Genomic DNA, 16899 nt, shown 5'->3' on the forward strand with positions numbered 1-16899 from the left:
TGTGAGAACGTATCGAGCACGATGTGATGAATCCTACGTCTGTTGGCGGCTCGCCCGGACAGTGGAACGGCCGGTCAACTGGGCGACGTGACGATCGGCGAGAGAGGCGACGGCGTCGTCGAGCCGGGGGTCCTCACCCCTGGCCAGGCCCGCGTACTCGAGCCGGAGCGAGCCGTCCTCGAGCGTGATGGCCTTCATCCAGAGCCTGCGGCGCGGCACGAAGAGCGAGGTGAGGAGCCCGCCGAGCACGAGAGCGGCGAACAGCAGCACCCAGCCCTCGGTCGGGTCGTGATGGATGTCGAGACTGACGAACCGCTTGACGCCGTCGAACGTCAGCGTGCCGAGTCCGTTCGGCAGCGACACGGTCTGGCCCGGCGTGAGCTGGAGACCCTTGGTCGCCGCCCCCGGGCCCGCGATCTCCTTCAGCTTGTCGATGTCGAGGGCGTACACCGACACCGGGACGCCCTTGTCGAGTCCGAGGTTCCCCTGGTACACGGACAGGTCGAGCATGGGTTTGCGCACATCCGGGAAGCTCGACGTGTATGCACCGCTCGGCAGCTTCTCGGCCGTCGGATAGAACAGTCCGATCATGCCGAGCTGCTGCTTCAGGCCGTCGGGCACCTTGACGACGCCCTGCGACGTCATGTTCGCCGATTGCTCAGGGAACGGGACGACGTCGTGGAACACGGCCTTGCCGCTCGGGTCGCGCACGGTGATCTCGGGAGCGTAGCCGTTGCCGAGCAGGTAGACATCCGTTCCGCCGATGCCCAGCGGCTCGTTCACCTTGATGGTGCGCTTGGTGGTCTTGCCGTTCTCGGTCGCCTCGACGTGGGCGGTGTAGTCCAGCGGTGCGCCCAGTGCGTTCTTGTTCGTGGTGTCGTACTTCACGTCGAGCCCGGTGACTTTGAGCGAGTACGGCGCCATCGTTCCCGTGTTCAGGAAGCGGCCGGGGTTGAACGAGTCGTAGTTGACGAGCGTGTTCACGAAGCTCTGGCCATCGACGACAACGCGCTGCCCGGTGTAGCCGAAACCGCCGCCCACACCGACCGCGAGGAGGATGCCCACCAGCGCCGCGTGGAAGACGATGTTCCCGGTCTCGCGCAGGTATCCGCGCTCGGCCGACACCGACGCATCCCTAGCCGTCTCCAGCACGACCGTGCGGTAGCCGGATGCCTTGAGCAGCTTCTGCGCGGACGTCACCGCCGCCTGCCGTGCGGTCGCGGCATCCGCGGCCGTGCCGTCGGAGGCGGTCCCCTTCAGTACCCGCACCCGGAACCCGGCCATGCGCTGCAGGCGTACGGGGGTGCGAGGCGGCTTGGCCCTGAGCGCTTCAACGTGATGCTTGATGCGCGGAACGACGCAGCCGACCAGGGAGACGAACAGCAGCAGGTAGATGGCCGAGAACCACACCGAGGTGTACGTGTCGAACACCTGCAGCTTGTCGAGGATCGGGTAGAGCGTCGGGTGGTTCTGCTGCCACTGCACGACGCCGTTCGGGTCGGACGAGTGCTGCGGCACGAGCGATCCGGGCACGGCCGCCACGGCAAGCAGCAACAGGAGGAACAGCGCCGTTCGCATGCTGGTGAGCTGACGCCAGGTCCAGCGCAGCCAGCCGACGAAGCCGAGCTTGGGCTGGTTCAGAGCGCTGGCATCCGCATCGTCGGTGTCGACGTGTCCGTCTGGGCGGCTGTCGCGACGGGCCTGCCGCTGGTCGGCGACGGTCTGGTCGCTGTCGCCGGCTGTCTCGGGTGCGCCTACCGGGGCATCCAGAGTCTCTGTTCCGCCGTTCGCTGAACCGTCAGAGTGCTGTTCCAAAGCTCGGGATCACCCCCGTCAGCGCGATGATCCACTGGTTCCAGACGCCGGAGACCATGAGGATGCCGATGGCGATGAGCACCGCACCGCCCACGATGTTGATCACGCGGATGCGCCTGCGCAGGAAGGAGACGGCGCCGGATGCCCAGCCCAGGCCGAGTGCGATCAGCACGAACGGCACGCCGAGGCCGAGCGCATAGAACAGTGCGAGCACGGCTCCCTGCCACGCGGACCCGCTGGAGTAGCTCATCGTCGTGATCGCCGCCAGCGTCGGACCGGTGCACGGGCTCCATCCGATCGCGAAGATGACGCCGAGCAGCGGGGCGCCGGCGAGCCCCGTGAGAGGGCGCCACTGCGGCTTGAACGTGCGCTGAAGGAACGTGAACTGGCCGACGAACACGAGGCCGAGCACGATCAGGATCAGGCCGGCGATGCGGGTGATGAGGTCGCGCCACTGGATCATCCAGAAGCCCAGTGCCCCGAAGACGAACCCGGTCAGCACGAAGACGGCCGCGAACCCGAGCACGAAGAGCGCGACACCCAGCACGAGACGGCGCTGGGCCGGGCGCTCCGCTGTGCGGGTGCCCGCCGGAGCGGTACCGGCTGGCGAAGTGGCGGCCGATCCGCCGGCCGGTGCGCCGCTCATGGCGCCTGCAACGGCCGCCGCCGCAGTGGTCTGCCCCGTGAACCCGCCGATGTAGGCGAGGTATCCGGGAACGAGCGGCAGGATGCACGGCGACGCGAACGAGATCAATCCGGCCAGGAGCGCCACGGGAACGGTCAGCAACAGCGGTGCCGACAGTACGAAGTTCTCGACGCCGCCCATCACTGGCCCTGAAGCGCGGAGTCGATCAGGGTGGTGAGCGTGGACGGCTGTGCCGCGATGTCGCCGGCGATGCGCGAGGCGATGCGGCCCTGCTTGTCGATCACGAACGTGGTGGGAGTGGCGTTGGGGCGCATCGATCCGCTGAACGCGAGCTGCACCGCTCCGCCGTCCGCGTCGAGGATCGAGGGGTAGTCCACCTTGAACTCCGAGTCGAAGGCCTTCGCGGTCGCCGCACCGTCACGCGTGTTCACCCCGATGAACTTCACGCCCTTCGGCTGATACTTCTCGGCGATCTTCGTGAGGTCGGATGCCTCGGCGCGGCAGGGCGGGCATCCTGCGTACCAGAAGTTCACGACGAGCACGTCGCCGCGGGCGGACTTCGAGGAGAACGTCGTGCCGTCTTCGGTGGTGCCCGAGAAGTTGATCGGGTCGTTGCGGTCGGCGGGCTTCAGCTCGGTGACGCCGCTGCCGGCGATGTAGTTCTTGTCTTCGCCCGACGTGTACTGCTTCGCCAGTTCGTCGTTGCTGCAGCCGGCCAGCAGCGCGCCGACGGCGAGCGCTGCGGTCACCGCGGCGAGCGCACGACGGCGCCCGCCCTTCTTGATGGCGTCTCTCACACGGCCCCCACATCGGTGGAGTCGACGGCGAGGGTTGAGGCTGGGTCGGAGTATCCGACCTCGACCAACGGGCCGTCGCGGCGTTCGAAGCTGGTGATGCTGGAGAGCGAGCAGCGGCGCTCACGCGGATCGTGCAGGAATCGTTCGCCTGCCACCGAGAGGTGTGCGACCCAGATCGGAAGTTGATGGCCGACCAGCACCACGTCGGAACCGGCCGAGTCGGCGCGACGGGCGGCGGCCTCCGCACTGTCGAACGCGTCGTGGATCGCCGCGAGCATCCGCTCCTCGATCGAGCGGTACGCCTCGCCCCAGCTGGGACGGAGCGGGTTGACCATCCACGGCCAGTTGATCGGGTTGCGCAGCGCGCGCGACATCACGGTCCCTTCGAACCGGTTCGTGCCCTCGATGAGGCGGGCATCCGTCTCGGTGGTGAGCCCGTACGCCTGCGCGATCGGAGCGGCCGACTCCTGCGTGCGCTGCAGAGGGGACGCGATCACGGCGACGATCGGACGGTCACGGGCCACGAGGTCGTCGGCGGCCGCCTGCGCCATCTCGCGACCGAGTTCGGAGAGGTGGAAGCCGGACATCCTGCCATAGAGGATGCCCTCGGGATTGTGCACCTCGCCGTGTCGCACGAGATGCACCTGGGAAGCCGCCACCCTGCCAGTGTACGGACGCGGCGGTGGTGAATTCGCTGAGCGCTCCCACCGTCGGCCGTGTTGTGCTCTCAGAACCTCACTGTGATGAAGCGCGGGCGGTTGTTGTTCGCGTCGGCCAGGATGTCGTTGCCGTTCTGCGCGTTCACGTTGTACGACAAGACCAGCTCGCCAGGACCGCTGATCTGCGGGTGGGCCGCGACGTTGTAGGTGTAGATGCCCGGCGTATTCGACTCCGGCGCGGTGTAGACCGCCGTCCGCGGCGAGAACGGGCCCACCGGGGTGGGGGCAGTCGCAACATAGATCTGGTGGTCGAGGAAAACGGCCGACGCAGTGGCCGAAAGCACGAAGCGGCCGTCGACCGCCGAGACGCTGTAGGAGGCTCCGAGGTCTTGGACGATTGCGGCGGAGTTGCTCTCGTGCACAGACCACCCGGAGCCCGTGTAGAACTGCCAGCCCTGTTCGAGCAGGTGGCCGACCCTGGCCCGCGCCACGTGCATCGCATTGTCGAGTTCGCCGTAGATATAGATGTACCCGCCCGAACGAAGGAGCTCGTTGCCCCAGTTGACGCCGCCCGGCTGTCCATAGGTGCGGGTGATCTTCTCTACCGAGAAGTCCGACGCGTAGGTCACGATGTCGGATCCGAGCCAGCCGAAGTTCCACGGCGGCGTGCCGTCCGTCTGCCCGATTCGACCCTGGAAGACGTGAAGCCGACCGGCGTCGAAGATCCCGGCGGCGTTCCAGTACCACGGGTCGCCGTTCACGGCGTCGGGCGGGGCGGCTATCGACACCGGTGCGTCATGCGTGCCGCCCGTGATCGTGTCCCTGGGGTAGCCATCCGTCCCGCCGAGCAGGATCGAGCCGTGGATGAATCCGGGGGCGGTCATGCTCTCGTCTGCATTGACGGGCCCCAGGAAGGTGTCGTTCATCAGCCAGACGATCTGGTGGCCCGGTAGTTCGGCGGTGTAAGTCCCGTCGGAGGCCGCCCAACCCCGGTGGTTCGACCACCCTCCGCCCGAATCACCGAAGCGGCGGAACGCCTCCGTCAGGCGCACGTCCGGGCTGGCGATCGGCGTCGGCGCGGCCGTCGCACCCCTCCTGGACGCTGCGGAGGCGGGGGCGGGAACCGCAGCAACGCCGGCGATGGTGGCGGCGCCGAGTACGAGCGCAGATCCGAAGGTCCTACGGCTGAAGTCGGTCATGTGGAGCTTCTCCTCACTTGCCGCGGGACCGCCGTCGACGGTGAACGTGGCACGGTCGATTCTGGCGGCCGGGAAGCGAGATGTCAACGATGACATTCGGATCGCTGGCATATCGCGGCGGTGCGGCTCACGCGCTCGATCGCCCACATCGCGGCACCGCCACTCACGGGCTCAATCGGGTCGGCCGGGCGAGCGGGCTCGCCCGGCCGAGCCTCAATCGCCCATAGACTCTCTGGGTGACTTCCCGCGTACTCGTCAAGAACCTGGCCGCCCGTGACGACGGCGCCGTGACCGTCTCCGGATGGGTCGAGACGGTGCGCGACCAGAAGAAGGTGCAGTTCGTCATCCTCCGTGACGAGTCGGGTGACGTGCAGCTCGTGCACCCACGAACCCCGGCACCTGCGGCCGAGGTGGTGGAGGCATCCGGTGACGTTCCTGTCGGGGTGAGCGTGACGGATGACGTCGCCGAGACGATCTCGTCGCTCACGCTCGGCTCGTTCGTGACCGTGACCGGCCAGCTCAAGCACGACGAGCGCGTGAAGCTCGGGGGCATCGAGGTGAAGATCGACACGCTCACGGTGGAGACCTACGCGCATCCGGAGATGCCGATCGCATCGGACTCCAGCCTGGACAAGCGGCTCGACTGGCGATTCATCGATCTGCGCCAGCCGAAGAACAACCTGATCTTCCGCATCCAGACCACGCTCGAGCACGCCTGGCGCACCTGGTGGATCGACAACGGCTTCATCGAAGTGCACACGCCGACGTTCATGGCCACGCCCGCCGAGTCGCGTGCCGAGCTGTTCCAGCTCGAGTACTTCGACCTCGGCACCGGGTACCTGGCGCAGAGTCCGCAGCACTTCAAGCAGATGGCGCAGGCCGCCGGGTTCGGCAAGGTGTTCGCCATTACTCCGGTTTTCCGTGCCGACCCGTCGTTCACGTCACGGCACGCCACGGAGTTCACGACGGTGGACGCCGAGATGAGCTGGATCGACTCGCACGACGACGTGATGGCGATGCAGGAGCAGTTGCTCGTCGCAGGCCTCACCGCGGTGAAGGAGAAGCACGGCGACGAGATCCGGGAGGCGTTCGGCGTCGAGGTCGAGGTGCCGTCGGTTCCGTTCCCGCGCATCCCGCTCGCCGAGGCGCTGGAGATCGTGAAGGAGCGCGGCTACACGGTGCCGCGCGCCGACGGCGACATGGACCCCGAAGGCGAGCGCCAGATCTCCGCGCACGTCAAGGAGAAGTACGGACACGACTTCGTGTTCCTCACCGACTATCCGCTGAGCATCCGGCCGTTCTACCACATGGTCGACGAGACGACAGGGCTCACGAAGAGCTACGACCTCATCTACAACGGCGTCGAGATCACCACCGGCGCCCAGCGCGAGCACCGCATCGACGTGCTCGAGGCGCAGGCAGTGCAGAAGGGACTCGACCTGGAAGGACTCGAGTCCTACCTCGACTTCTTCCGCTATGGCATCCCGCCGCACGGCGGATTCGGCATGGGCCTCGCGCGCGTGCTCATGCTGCTGCTCGGCGAGCAGTCGATCCGCGAAACCACGTACCTGTTCCGTGGCCCAACGCGGCTCACGCCGTAGCGCTCACCAGGGCGGCTAGAACAGGACGTCGGCCCCGGCGCGGCCGACCGTGTTCGCCCGCACGAAGGCGACCACCTCTTGGTGCACAGGGTGATGGATGTACTGCTGCAGGGCATCCTCGTCGTCGAACTCCGAAACCAGCACGACGTCGAAGTTGTCGGCGGCGCCCGCGTTGTTCAGGCCTACCTCGAATCGCCTGATCACGTCGATCTGCGGCGGAAGCGATTCGAGCCGGTCGCGGAACTCCGCCTTCACCCGCTCGCGCTCCTCATCGGAGTCGCCGGCCACCTTCCACGTCACCACGTGCCGAAGCGGCATGGTCCGCCTTTCTGTTGTCTTATTCGTATCGGTATGCGTCAGGCGAGTCGCTCGGTCAGGGCGGCGGTCAGCCGCTCCTTGTCCACCCGCCAGTACGTGTGCTGCCTGCCGTCGATGAGCACGACGGGGATCTCGTCGGCATAGCGGTCGAACAGCTCGGGCTCCTCGAGAATGTTCCGCTCCTCGAGCACGATGTGCGAGGCATCCGGCAACGCCTGCGTCACGTCCCGGATCGCCTCCCGTGCGTCGTCGCACAGGTGGCAGCCCGGCTTGCCGATGAGGGTGAGCTGGATGTTCGGCACGATAGCGATCTTAAGCTCCGGCGCGCAGCAAAAAAGCGCCGGGCAGGCCGGCGCTTTCTGCAGTGCGCTACTTCTTGTTGCGACGCTGGTGGCGAGTCTTGCGAAGCAGCTTGCGGTGCTTCTTCTTCGCCATGCGCTTGCGGCGCTTCTTGATAACGGAACCCACAAAGACCTCACATAAGTTCATCGGGATGCTGCGCGGCGTACGGCAACGGTCGCCAAGTCTACCATCCGGCGGGAGCAGGCCGAGATTACGGCGCTTCGGCTCAGCGCTTGCGCTTCGGGCGCACCCGATCGACCACCGTCGAGACGCGGTGGCTGGTGTCGGCGAGCACCTTGCCCATCTGCTCCGCGAAGTCCTTGGTCTCGTCTTTCAGCCCGGCCACCACGGCGCCCACGTCGATGTCGGCGATGTCGAACTCGCCGCTGACGAACGGCATCAGCCAGTCCTCGATCTCCTCGAGAGGCTGCACGTCGATGCGGTAGTAGCGGTGCTGACCCTCCTCACGCACCGTCACGAGCCCGGCTTCGCGAAGCACCTTCAGATGCTTCGACACCGTCGGCTGGCTCAGTTCCAGACCGCCCACGATCTGGGAGACGCTGATCTCGCCACTGTCCGAGTTCTCGGATGCCTCGAGCAGCACGCGCAGGATGTCGCGCCGTGTGGCATCCGCGACGATGTCAAAGATGTCCGGCATCCACCCAGGCTACTGGCCCGATGCCTGCCACACCATGCCAGCACCGGCATCCGTTCCGTGGGTACATGCCTGAAGGGGCAACCGGGATATGGCTCAGGCGCGCGATAGCATCGAGCGCGCAAGCAGACCGTGCCGGAGCAGTCGGGCGACCACGCTCGAGCACCCGGTCAGGAGGGGCGGCCGATGCGGGCTACGGCACAGGCATCCCGGCATCTCGTGCCCACAACCTGGTGGGGCCGCGTTCAGTTGCGCGTCAACGAGTTCGCCGGTTCCAGCCCATCGCGGTTCGCGCTCGTGGTCTTCGCCTCGCTGGTGCTCGTGTTCACCGTGCTGTTCACACTGCCGATCTCCACAGCGGGCAGTTCGGGCACTCCGCTGGCCGACGCGTTCTTCACGGCGGTCTCGGTGATCTGTGTCACCGGGCTCTCCACCGTCGACATGGCAACGCACTGGTCGGCGTTCGGCAACGTGATCATCTACTTCGGCGTGCAGATCGGCGGCGTCGGCGTGCTCACGCTCGCCTCGATCCTGGGCATGGTGATCTCGCGCAAGCTCGGTCTGCGGGCCAAGCTCATCGCCGCCAGCGACAGCAACCCGCTACGGGCGCACGCCGGCCCGGTGGCAGAGGGTCAGGCCGTCCGGCTCGGCGAGGTCGGCAACCTGTTGCGCACGGTGGCGTTGAGCGCCGTGATCATCGAGTTCGTGGTGGCGGTCGTTCTGTTTCCACGGATGCTCGCCCACGGCTTCTCGCTCTACGACAGCGCACTGAACTCGCTCTACTACTCCGCGATGGCCTTCACGAACACCGGCTTCACCCCGAACGAGGCCGGGCTCACGCCGTTCGCGGACGACTACGTGTTTCTCACCGCACTCATGGTCGGGGTGGTCGCCGGCGCGATCGGCTTCCCGGTGATCTTCGCGATCGCGCAGAACCTGCGCCGCAGGGTGAGACGGCGGTTCTGGACGATTCACGTCAAGCTCACGCTCGTCACGTTCGCTCTGCTCATGGTGGCGGGCTGGATCCTCTACTTCGCGCTGGAAGTCGGCAACCCGCAGACCCTCGGCCCTGGCGGAACGGGCGACGCCGCCTTCCAGTCGCTGTTCATGTCGGTGATGGCCCGTTCCGGAGGCTTCTCTGTGGTCGACGTCGACCACCTGCACCACGCGACGCTGCTCGTGACCGACATGCTGATGTTCGTGGGCGGCGGGTCGGCGTCCACCGCGGGCGGCATCAAGGTGACGACCCTCGCCGTGCTGTTCCTGGCCGCACTGGCCGAGGCACGCGGCGTGGACTCCATGGAGGCGTTCCGGCGGCGCATCCCGACCGACGTGCTCCGCGTGGCGGTGAGCGTCGTGCTATGGGGCGCCACGATCGTGGCCGTGGCCACGGTGACGGTGATGGCGATCACGAAGGACACCCTCGACCACGCGCTGTTCGACGTGATCAGCGCCTTCGCCACCTGCGGGCTCTCCACCGGTCTCACGCAGCACGCCCCGACGGGCGCCGTCTACGTGCTCGCGTTCACCATGTTCCTCGGGCGGGTGGGCACCGTGACGCTCGCCGCCGCTCTTGCGCAGTCGCAGCGCGGGCAGTACTACCAGCATCCGGAAGAGAGGCCCATCGTTGGGTGACCGCATCAGACACGACGCTCCCGTGCTCGTCATCGGCCTGGGCAGGTTCGGCGCCGCGACGGCCGGCCAGCTGGACCGGCTCGACCGCGAGGTGCTCGCCGTCGACACCGACCTCGGCCTGGTTCAGAAGTGGTCGGAGCGCATCACGCACACCGTGCAGGCGGATGCCCGCTCCATCGACGCCCTGCGCCAGATCGGCGCGCAGGACTTCTCGATCGCCGTCGTCGCGACGGGGTCGTCGGTGGAGGCGTCCGTTCTCATCACCGCGAACCTCGTGGACCTCGGCATTCCGCAGATTTGGGCGAAGGCGATCTCGAAGTCACACGGCACGATCCTGGAACGCATCGGCGCGAACCACGTCATCTACCCGGAGGCGGAGGCGGGCGAGCGCATCGCTCACCTGCTCGCCGGACGGATGCTCGACTTCATCGAGTTCGACGACGACTTCGTGCTCGTGAAGATGTACCCGCCGAAGGTGATCCGCGGCATCACGCTCGCGCAGTCGCAGGTGCGGCGCAAGTACGACATCACGGTCGTCGGCGTGAAGACGCCGGGCAAGCCGTTCACCTACGCGACCATGGACACCGTCGTCTCCGACCACGATCTCATCATCGTGTCGGGGGCGAGCTCCGACGTGGAGCGCTTCGCGGCCCTCGAATGAGGCGGTCAGCCGGCGGCGAGCTCCCGCGCGCGAACAAGCGCGGCATCCGTCGCGCGGTCGAAGACCGACTTCAGGTCGGCATCCTGCAGCACGGTGACGGCACGCTCGGTCGTGCCCTTCGGGCTCGTGACCTGGATGCGCAGCTGCTCGGGCGTCGCATCCGACGCGTCGAGCAGCGCGGCGGCACCGATGAACGTGCCGTTCACCAGTTCGGCTGCCTGCTCGGGTGAGAACCCCTTCGATACCGCCGTCGCCGTGAGCTGCTCGATGAAGAAGTACACGTAAGCCGGGCCCGAGCCGGAGATCGTGCTCAGGGCATCCAGCTGCGACTCCGGCACCTCGACGACGGTTCCCACGGTCTCGAACAGCTCGCGAACGAGCGCGATCTGCTCGGGCGTCGAACGGCCGCCTGCGCTCACTCCGGTGACGGCCTTGCCGACGATGGCCGGGGTGTTGGGCATGGACCGCACCACAGCGACGGATGCCGGCAGCAGCTCCTCGAAGCGCGTCACCGGAACTCCTGCTGCGACGCTGACGACGATGGCGTTCGGGTCGAGCGCATCGGCGATCCCGGCGAGCAGGTCTGGCACCATCGCGGGCTTGACCGCGACGAGAACGATGCCGGCTCCCGCGACGGCTTTGCGGTTGGCGTCGGGATCGTCGTCGGTGGCCAGCGACGTCACGCCCGGTTCGGTGAGGGATGCCGCCGAGCGCGCGCTCCTGTTGGTCACGACGATGCCGCCGTCAACGTGCACCCCGGGCTTCAGCAGCCCGCTCAGGATCGCCCTGCCCATCGACCCCGCACCCAGGATCGCGATCTTCGGCAGCTCCACAACGCTCTCGCTCATGCCGACCAGCGTAGGGCGAGTCACACCGTGGCAGCCCCCGTCATGATCGCGACGGCATCCGTCATGCTGTGCGACCGCGGAGTAATCGTCGCCGCGCGTTTTCCGAGCCGTTGGATGTGAATGCGATCCGCGACCTCGAAGACGTGAGGCATGTTGTGACTGATCAGGATGACGGGCACGCCGTTCTCGCGCAGTCGCTTGACGAGTTCGAGCACCTGCTGCGACTCCCGGACTCCCAGCGCTGCCGTCGGCTCATCGAGCACGACGACTTTGGAGCCGAACGCGGCAGCGCGTGCCACCGCGACCGCCTGGCGTTGACCGCCAGAGAGGTTCTCCACCGCTATGGCCACGTCCTGAAGCGTCGAGATGCCGAGCTCGTTGAGTTCTGCTCTGGCGCGCTGCCTCATTCCCTTGGTGTCCATGATGCGGAACACCGACCCGAGAAGTCCCTTCTTGCGCTCTTCACGGCCGAGGTACAGGTTGGATGCGACATCGAGCGCAGGCGAGACCGCGAGCGACTGGTACACGGTCTCGATGCCGGCTTCCCTAGCATCCTGTGGCCGTTTGAAATTCACCGGCTTTCCCCCCAGCAGGATCTCACCCTCGTCGGGAATCTCGGCCCCCGTGAGGCACTTGATGAGGGTCGACTTGCCCGCACCATTGTCGCCAATGATTGCCAAGACCTCGCCCGCGTAGAGCTCGAGGCTCACGCCGTCGAGTCCGACCACGTGACCGAAGGTCTTGACCAGGCGTTTGGCCTGAAGAACGGGAGTGCGGGTTTCGGTCTGCGCCGAGTCTGTGATGCTCACTTGCGGGCCCTTCTGATCCACTGGTCGATTGCGACCGCGACGATGACGAGCACACCGACCGCGAGCGTCTGGTACAGCACGTCGAGCCCCGCAAGCGCGAGACCGTTGCGGAACACGCCGACGATGAGAGCACCGAGGAGCGTGCCCCAGATGGTGCCACGCCCGCCGAAGAGGCTGGTGCCTCCGATCACCACGGCCGTGATGGAGTCGAGGTTCACGTCTGCGCCGGCGTTCGGACTGGCAGCGAACGACCGCCCGATCTGCACCCATGCACCGAGCGCGAGGATGGCGCCGGCCGCGATGTAGACGCTGAGCAGAAGCGCGTTGACACGGATGCCGGTGAGCCGAGCCGCTTCGAGGTCGTCGCCGACGGCGTACACGTGTCGCCCCCACGCTGTGCGCCCCAGAATGAAAGCGACGATCACATACAACGCGAGCATCAGCACGACACCGTAGGTGATGTCGACGCCGAGGATCCGGAACGTGTCCCCGGTCCATGTCACAACATCGGGCATCTGATTGCCCTGAATGGTGGTTCCGCTCGAGACGAGGAGGGTGAGCGCGGTGAAGATGCTCAGAGTGCCCAGCGTGACGATGAATGGCGGCAGCTTAAGGCGGGTCACGAGCAGGCCGTTCACTCCTCCAGCCGCGAGGCCGGCAGCGAGGCCGATCAGTAGCGCAAGCCAGGCGGGGAATCCACGCGAAGCAGAGAGCTGCCCCATCACCATCGAGACGAACACCATGATCGCCCCCACCGACAGGTCGATGCCTGCAGTGAGGATCACCAGGGTCTGCGCGACTCCCAGCGTTCCGATCACGGCGACCTGCTGTGTGATCAGGGAGAGGTTCGCGGGTGCGAGGAAGCGGTCGTTGATCGCGCCGAACACCACGATCGCGATCAGCAGGACGACCGCCGGGCTTATGGCCGGATAGCGATGCAGCGCACCGCGGATGACCGACATCGGAGTTCTGCGGCGGATGAACTCCTGGGCCAGATCGAGTTGAGATGTGGGCACCGGGTCGATGCCTGTCGTGGCTTGTTGGCTCACGGTATTACTCCTGAACTTCGTCGTTCCCGGGGTGGCCGGATCGATGTCCGCCCACCACGGCGATGAGCATCGGTCAGTTCTTCCAGCAGATCTTGCTGCCCTGGTCGGTGTCGATGCTCTTCAGTCCGGTGACCGGCTGGTCGGTGATGAGTTGCGAGCCGGTGTTGTGGAAGTCGAGGCCAGAGCTTGTACTCGGCTTCTTGCCCGTCTTGGCCAGCTTCACGATGGCCTGCATGCCCTCCGTCGCCATCTTCGACGGGTACTGCTGGCTGGTTGCGCCGAGGATTCCCTGCTTGACGTAGCCCACGCCGGTGCAACCACCGTCGATCGCCACCAAGAGCACGCCGTCGGTCTTTCCTGCCGCCTTGAGCGCCTGGTACGCGCCGTACGCCGCCGGTTCGTTGATGGCGTAGACGACGTTGACGCCCGGAACCTTCGAAAGGATGGTCTCCATCGCGGTGCGGCCGCCGTCTTCGGCGCCGTTGGAAGGCTGGTGCCCCGCGATCTGGTAGTCGCCGCCCTTACCGCCGGTGTACTTGCCGGTGGGAGCCTCGCTGCCGTTCTTGTTCTTGTCGGGAACCTTGATCCCCATGCCGGTCAGGAACCCGGTGTCGCGGTTGTAGTCCACCGTGATGTTCTGCGTGGCGTTCAGGTCGACCATCGCGATGACCGCCTTCTTGCCGTCGAGCTTTGCCGCGGTCCATTTGCCGATCGCCTCACCGGCGGCGAAGTTGTCCGTCGCATAGGTGATGTCCACGGTGTTGGCAGGGTCGGGCGCGGTGTCGAGAGCGATCACGTAGAGGCCCGCCTTGCGAGCCTTCTCGATCTCGTTGTTGACGGCCGGGCCGTTCGGGGTGATGAGGATGCCCTTGTCACCACGTGAGATGGCGTTCTCAATGGCCTGCACCTGCGTGTCGGTGTCGCCGTCCTGTTTGCCGGCTGCGAGCGTCAGGTTCACCCCATCCTTTGCGGCGGCCTGCTTCGCGGCGGTTTCCATGGAGACGAAGTACGGATTGCTGGTGGTCTTGACGATCAGCGAGACTCCGACCTTGTCGTTCGAGCCCGACCCCGGACTCGAACAAGCCGCAAGTCCCACCACGGTCATCGCGGCGATCGACCCGAACGCCACGGCCCGCGCGATCCGGGATCGTGCTGTGTGATTCGACATTGAATGCTCATCCTCCTCGATAGGGGCACCTGCCTGACAACGGTGTCAATCGCCATGCCTACCTCATTCTTGCTGTAAGGTCAAGCTGATCGCTGCTGCATGAACGAAAAGGGTGACACCGTTGTCAAAGGAACCTAGCCGGTCTACGACGCAGAAGCCCCGCCCCACCATGAGACAGGTGGCGGCTCTCGCAGGTGTGGGGCTGAAGACCGTCTCGCGCGTCATCAATGGAGAGCCGAACGTCTCCGACGCGATGGCCGCCAAGGTGCTCGATGCCATCAAGGCGCTCGACTACCACCCCGACATCCATGCCGGGAACCTTCGCAGGTCCGGTCACCGTACACGCACGGTCGGCCTTCTGGTCGGAAACGTTGCCAACCCGTTCTCGGGCACCATCCATCGCGCGATCGAAGACGCGGCGGCCGCACGCGGCACCGCGGTGATCGCGGCCAGCCTGGACGACGATCCGACTCGCGAGCGCGGCGCCGTCGACTCACTCCTCCAGCGACGGGTCGACGGCCTCATCCTCATGACGATCGCGAAGAGCCAGGGCTATCTGGGCGTCGAGCAGGAGAGAGGCACGCCGCTCGTCTTCGTCGACCGCGAGCCTTCCGGACTGCTCGCCGACAGCGTGGTGAGCGACAACGCGCACGGGGCATCCGTCGCGACCGCGCACCTTCTCGCACACGGCCACCGGAATATCGCATTCTTCGGCGACCGGCGCGAGATCTACACGGCGCGAGAGCGTAAACGGGGTTTCCTCGAGGAACTCGGCCGCGCCGGCCTACCCGTTGACGACGCGGTTGCCGTGGACGACCTGACCGATGAGAACGCGGCACGAGAGGCGCTGCTCCGGTTGTTCGACGCACCGAGCCCTCCGACCGCGGTCTTCAGCGCGCAGAACCTTCTCACGATCGGTGCTGTACGCGCCTTGCGCGATCGAGGGCTGCACCACGAAGTGGCACTGGTGGGCTTCGACGACTTCGTGCTCGCGGACCTTCTCGAACCTGCGGTGACCGTCGTCGCGCAAGACCCGCGGCAGATCGGAGAGCTGGCGGCGGAACGCCTGTTCCGTCGGCTTGAAGGCGACGCGACCCCGGAACGGGTCTACACAGTGCCCACCGCGCTCATCAGCAGGGGTTCCGGTGAGATTCGGCCTCGCGCCTGAGCCTGCGTGCGCCGCCCGCTCCGCCTGAACGCGCCGCTCCTGCCAGGCGGCACCGCGGATGACCCCTCCCTAGGATGGAGCGCATGGCCGAGGGCAGCACCAGGGCGATCGTCGCGGCGCTGGCCGCCAACCTCGGCATCGCGCTGACCAAGTTCATCGCGTGGATCTTCTCCGGCTCGTCGTCGATGCTGGCCGAGAGCGTGCACTCGCTTGCGGACTCGTGCAACCAGATCCTGCTGATGGTGGGCGGACGGCGCGCGAAGCGAAGCCCAGACCGCGAGCATCCGTTCGGTCACGGCCGGGAACGGTACGTGTACGCGTTCGTCGTGTCGATCATCCTGTTCTCGGTCGGCGGCGTCTTCTCGGTGTACGAAGGCATCGAGAAGCTGCTGCACCCGCACCCGCTCGAGGTGTGGTGGCTGCCGCTGGCGGTGCTCGTGATCTCGATGGTTCTCGAGGGATTCTCGCTGCGTACGGGCATCCGCGAGTCGCGGCCGCACAAGGGCGCGGGATCGTGGGTGCGGTTCATCCGCCGGGCGAAGGCGCCGGAGCTGCCGGTGGTGCTCCTCGAAGACGTCGCTGCGCTCACCGGCCTCACGTTCGCGCTGTTCGGTGTCGGCCTCACGATCCTCACCGGCGACGGCGTCTGGGACGGCATCGGCACGATTTGCATCGGCGCCCTGCTGGTGGCCGTCGCCGTCGTGCTCGGCATCGAGACGAAGAGCCTGCTGGTGGGAGAGGGCGCGAGCGAGGCGGACGCCGCTGCCATCGAGCACGCGATCCTCTCCGGTGGCGAGACCGATCGCGTCATCCACCTGAAGACGCTGTACCTGGGGCCCGAGGAGCTCCTGGTCGCCGCGAAGATCGCCCAGCCGGGAGGTCGGCGGCTCGAGGAGGTGGCGGCGTCGATCGACGCGATCGAGGAGCGCATTCGGGATGCCGTACCGATCGCGGGAGTGATCTATATCGAACCGGACGTGCTGCGCAGCGACGACGCGACACTCTCCGGTGGTTGAGCCTCAGCCGCGACGGGCGGCGAAGAACTCGTCGAGGAGGGCTGCGCAGGCATCCGCCTCGACACCGCCGTACACCTCGACGCGATGGTTCAGCCGACGGTCGCGGAGCACGTCGTAGACACTGCCCGCGGCGCCCGCTTTCTCATCCCAGGCGCCGAAGACGACAGCGGGGACGCGGGCGGAGAGGATCGCACCCGCGCACATCACGCAGGGTTCGAGCGTGACGACGAGCGTGGCATCCGTGAGGTGCCAGTCGCCGGTGCGCTCGGATGCCCGGCGCAGCGCGAGGATCTCCGCGTGCGCCGTCGGGTCCTGCCGCGCCTCTCGCTCGTTGCGTCCCGTCCCGAGCACGCGTCCGTGCGCATCGAGCACGATCGCAGCGACCGGGACGTCGCCGGTGTCGAGGGCGAGGCGGGCGTCGGCGATGGCTCGGCGCATCCAGTCCGCTCGATCGATGCCCGGCACCACGCTCCCGTCTCTCGACCGCGTCATCGCCACCTCGGGCGGATGTTC

19 protein-coding genes are annotated in these 16899 nt (G+C 66.8%); 5 read left to right on the forward strand and 14 right to left on the reverse strand.

Features of this window, described 5'->3' with window-relative positions; all coding sequences use genetic code 11:
• Positions 1-33: 33 nt before the first annotated feature.
• The 5 genes from resB to ACYVI5_RS14535 form a co-directional block, all read right to left on the reverse strand.
• Entirely contained in the window at positions 34-1815 is a 1782-nt protein-coding gene (resB, locus tag ACYVI5_RS14515) for a cytochrome c biogenesis protein ResB (protein WP_460580828.1), read from the reverse strand.
• A complete protein-coding gene (locus ACYVI5_RS14520; RefSeq protein WP_460580829.1) occupies positions 1799-2641 on the reverse strand; it encodes a cytochrome c biogenesis CcdA family protein in 843 nt (280 codons plus the stop codon). Before ACYVI5_RS14520 ends, resB begins: the two co-directional genes overlap by 17 nt.
• On the reverse strand, positions 2641-3258 hold the full coding sequence (locus tag ACYVI5_RS14525; protein WP_460580830.1) for a TlpA family protein disulfide reductase: 618 nt from the start codon (positions 3256-3258) through the stop codon (positions 2641-2643). The genes ACYVI5_RS14520 and ACYVI5_RS14525 overlap by 1 nt, the downstream gene beginning before the upstream one ends.
• Entirely contained in the window at positions 3255-3917 is a 663-nt protein-coding gene (locus tag ACYVI5_RS14530; protein WP_460580831.1) for a histidine phosphatase family protein, read from the reverse strand. Before ACYVI5_RS14530 ends, ACYVI5_RS14525 begins: the two co-directional genes overlap by 4 nt.
• 68 nt (positions 3918-3985) lie before the next feature.
• Positions 3986-5116: a hypothetical protein gene (locus ACYVI5_RS14535; RefSeq protein WP_460580832.1), complete on the reverse strand. Its 1131-nt coding sequence runs from the start codon at positions 5114-5116 to the stop codon at positions 3986-3988.
• A gap of 236 nt (positions 5117-5352) precedes the next feature.
• Between ACYVI5_RS14535 and aspS the strand changes: the two genes are divergently transcribed.
• Positions 5353-6717: an aspartate--tRNA ligase gene (gene aspS, locus ACYVI5_RS14540; RefSeq protein WP_460580833.1), complete on the forward strand. Its 1365-nt coding sequence runs from the start codon at positions 5353-5355 to the stop codon at positions 6715-6717.
• A 15-nt stretch (positions 6718-6732) separates the two neighbouring features.
• Here the strand turns inward: aspS and ACYVI5_RS14545 are convergent, their stop codons facing one another.
• The 4 genes from ACYVI5_RS14545 to ACYVI5_RS14560 form a co-directional block, all read right to left on the reverse strand.
• A complete protein-coding gene (locus tag ACYVI5_RS14545; protein ID WP_460580834.1) occupies positions 6733-7035 on the reverse strand; it encodes a Dabb family protein in 303 nt (100 codons plus the stop codon).
• 38 nt (positions 7036-7073) lie between these two features.
• A complete protein-coding gene (locus ACYVI5_RS14550) occupies positions 7074-7337 on the reverse strand; it encodes a glutaredoxin family protein (RefSeq protein WP_460580835.1) in 264 nt (87 codons plus the stop codon).
• A 67-nt stretch (positions 7338-7404) separates the two neighbouring features.
• Positions 7405-7503 (reverse strand): 30S ribosomal protein bS22, encoded by a 99-nt coding sequence (locus ACYVI5_RS14555; protein WP_003792170.1) that lies wholly within the window; start codon positions 7501-7503, stop codon positions 7405-7407.
• Between the two features lie 100 nt (positions 7504-7603).
• Positions 7604-8035, reverse strand: a complete 432-nt coding sequence (locus ACYVI5_RS14560; RefSeq protein ID WP_460580836.1) for an ArsR/SmtB family transcription factor — start codon at positions 8033-8035, stop codon at positions 7604-7606.
• A 183-nt stretch (positions 8036-8218) separates the two neighbouring features.
• On the opposite strand from ACYVI5_RS14560, the gene ACYVI5_RS14565 reads away from it, so the two are divergent.
• Together ACYVI5_RS14565 and ACYVI5_RS14570 are read left to right on the forward strand one after the other, a co-directional pair.
• On the forward strand, positions 8219-9667 hold the full coding sequence (locus tag ACYVI5_RS14565; protein ID WP_460580837.1) for a TrkH family potassium uptake protein: 1449 nt from the start codon (positions 8219-8221) through the stop codon (positions 9665-9667).
• On the forward strand, positions 9660-10328 hold the full coding sequence (locus ACYVI5_RS14570; protein WP_460580838.1) for a potassium channel family protein: 669 nt from the start codon (positions 9660-9662) through the stop codon (positions 10326-10328). Before ACYVI5_RS14565 ends, ACYVI5_RS14570 begins: the two co-directional genes overlap by 8 nt.
• Before the next feature lie 5 nt (positions 10329-10333).
• Here the strand turns inward: ACYVI5_RS14570 and proC are convergent, their stop codons facing one another.
• The 4 genes from proC to ACYVI5_RS14590 all read right to left on the reverse strand — a co-directional run bounded on the left by proC (position 10334) and on the right by ACYVI5_RS14590 (position 14202).
• Complete coding sequence (proC, locus tag ACYVI5_RS14575; protein WP_460580839.1) at positions 10334-11176, reverse strand: pyrroline-5-carboxylate reductase; 843 nt, start codon at positions 11174-11176, stop codon at positions 10334-10336.
• A 20-nt stretch (positions 11177-11196) separates the two neighbouring features.
• Positions 11197-11985 carry a sugar ABC transporter ATP-binding protein gene (locus tag ACYVI5_RS14580; RefSeq protein ID WP_460580840.1) on the reverse strand — a complete coding sequence of 263 codons (789 nt, stop codon included), beginning with the start codon at positions 11983-11985 and terminating at the stop codon, positions 11197-11199.
• Entirely contained in the window at positions 11982-13034 is a 1053-nt protein-coding gene (locus ACYVI5_RS14585) for an ABC transporter permease (RefSeq protein WP_460580841.1), read from the reverse strand. Before ACYVI5_RS14585 ends, ACYVI5_RS14580 begins: the two co-directional genes overlap by 4 nt.
• Before the next feature lie 73 nt (positions 13035-13107).
• A complete protein-coding gene (locus ACYVI5_RS14590) occupies positions 13108-14202 on the reverse strand; it encodes a type 1 periplasmic-binding domain-containing protein (protein WP_460580842.1) in 1095 nt (364 codons plus the stop codon).
• Positions 14203-14371: 169 nt separating this feature from the next.
• Here ACYVI5_RS14590 and ACYVI5_RS14595 point away from each other — a divergent pair, with 169 nt between their 5' ends.
• Both ACYVI5_RS14595 and ACYVI5_RS14600 read left to right on the forward strand, forming a co-directional pair.
• Positions 14372-15370, forward strand: coding sequence for a LacI family DNA-binding transcriptional regulator (locus ACYVI5_RS14595; protein WP_460580843.1), 999 nt, complete (start codon positions 14372-14374; stop codon positions 15368-15370).
• 83 nt (positions 15371-15453) lie between these two features.
• Entirely contained in the window at positions 15454-16386 is a 933-nt protein-coding gene (locus ACYVI5_RS14600) for a cation diffusion facilitator family transporter (RefSeq protein WP_460580844.1), read from the forward strand.
• A 3-nt stretch (positions 16387-16389) separates the two neighbouring features.
• On the opposite strand, the gene tadA is transcribed toward ACYVI5_RS14600, so the two are convergent.
• Positions 16390-16878: a tRNA adenosine(34) deaminase TadA gene (gene tadA, locus ACYVI5_RS14605; protein ID WP_460580845.1), complete on the reverse strand. Its 489-nt coding sequence runs from the start codon at positions 16876-16878 to the stop codon at positions 16390-16392.
• Positions 16879-16899 lie beyond the last annotated feature (21 nt).

This window comes from Humibacter ginsengisoli (genome assembly GCF_054780095.1).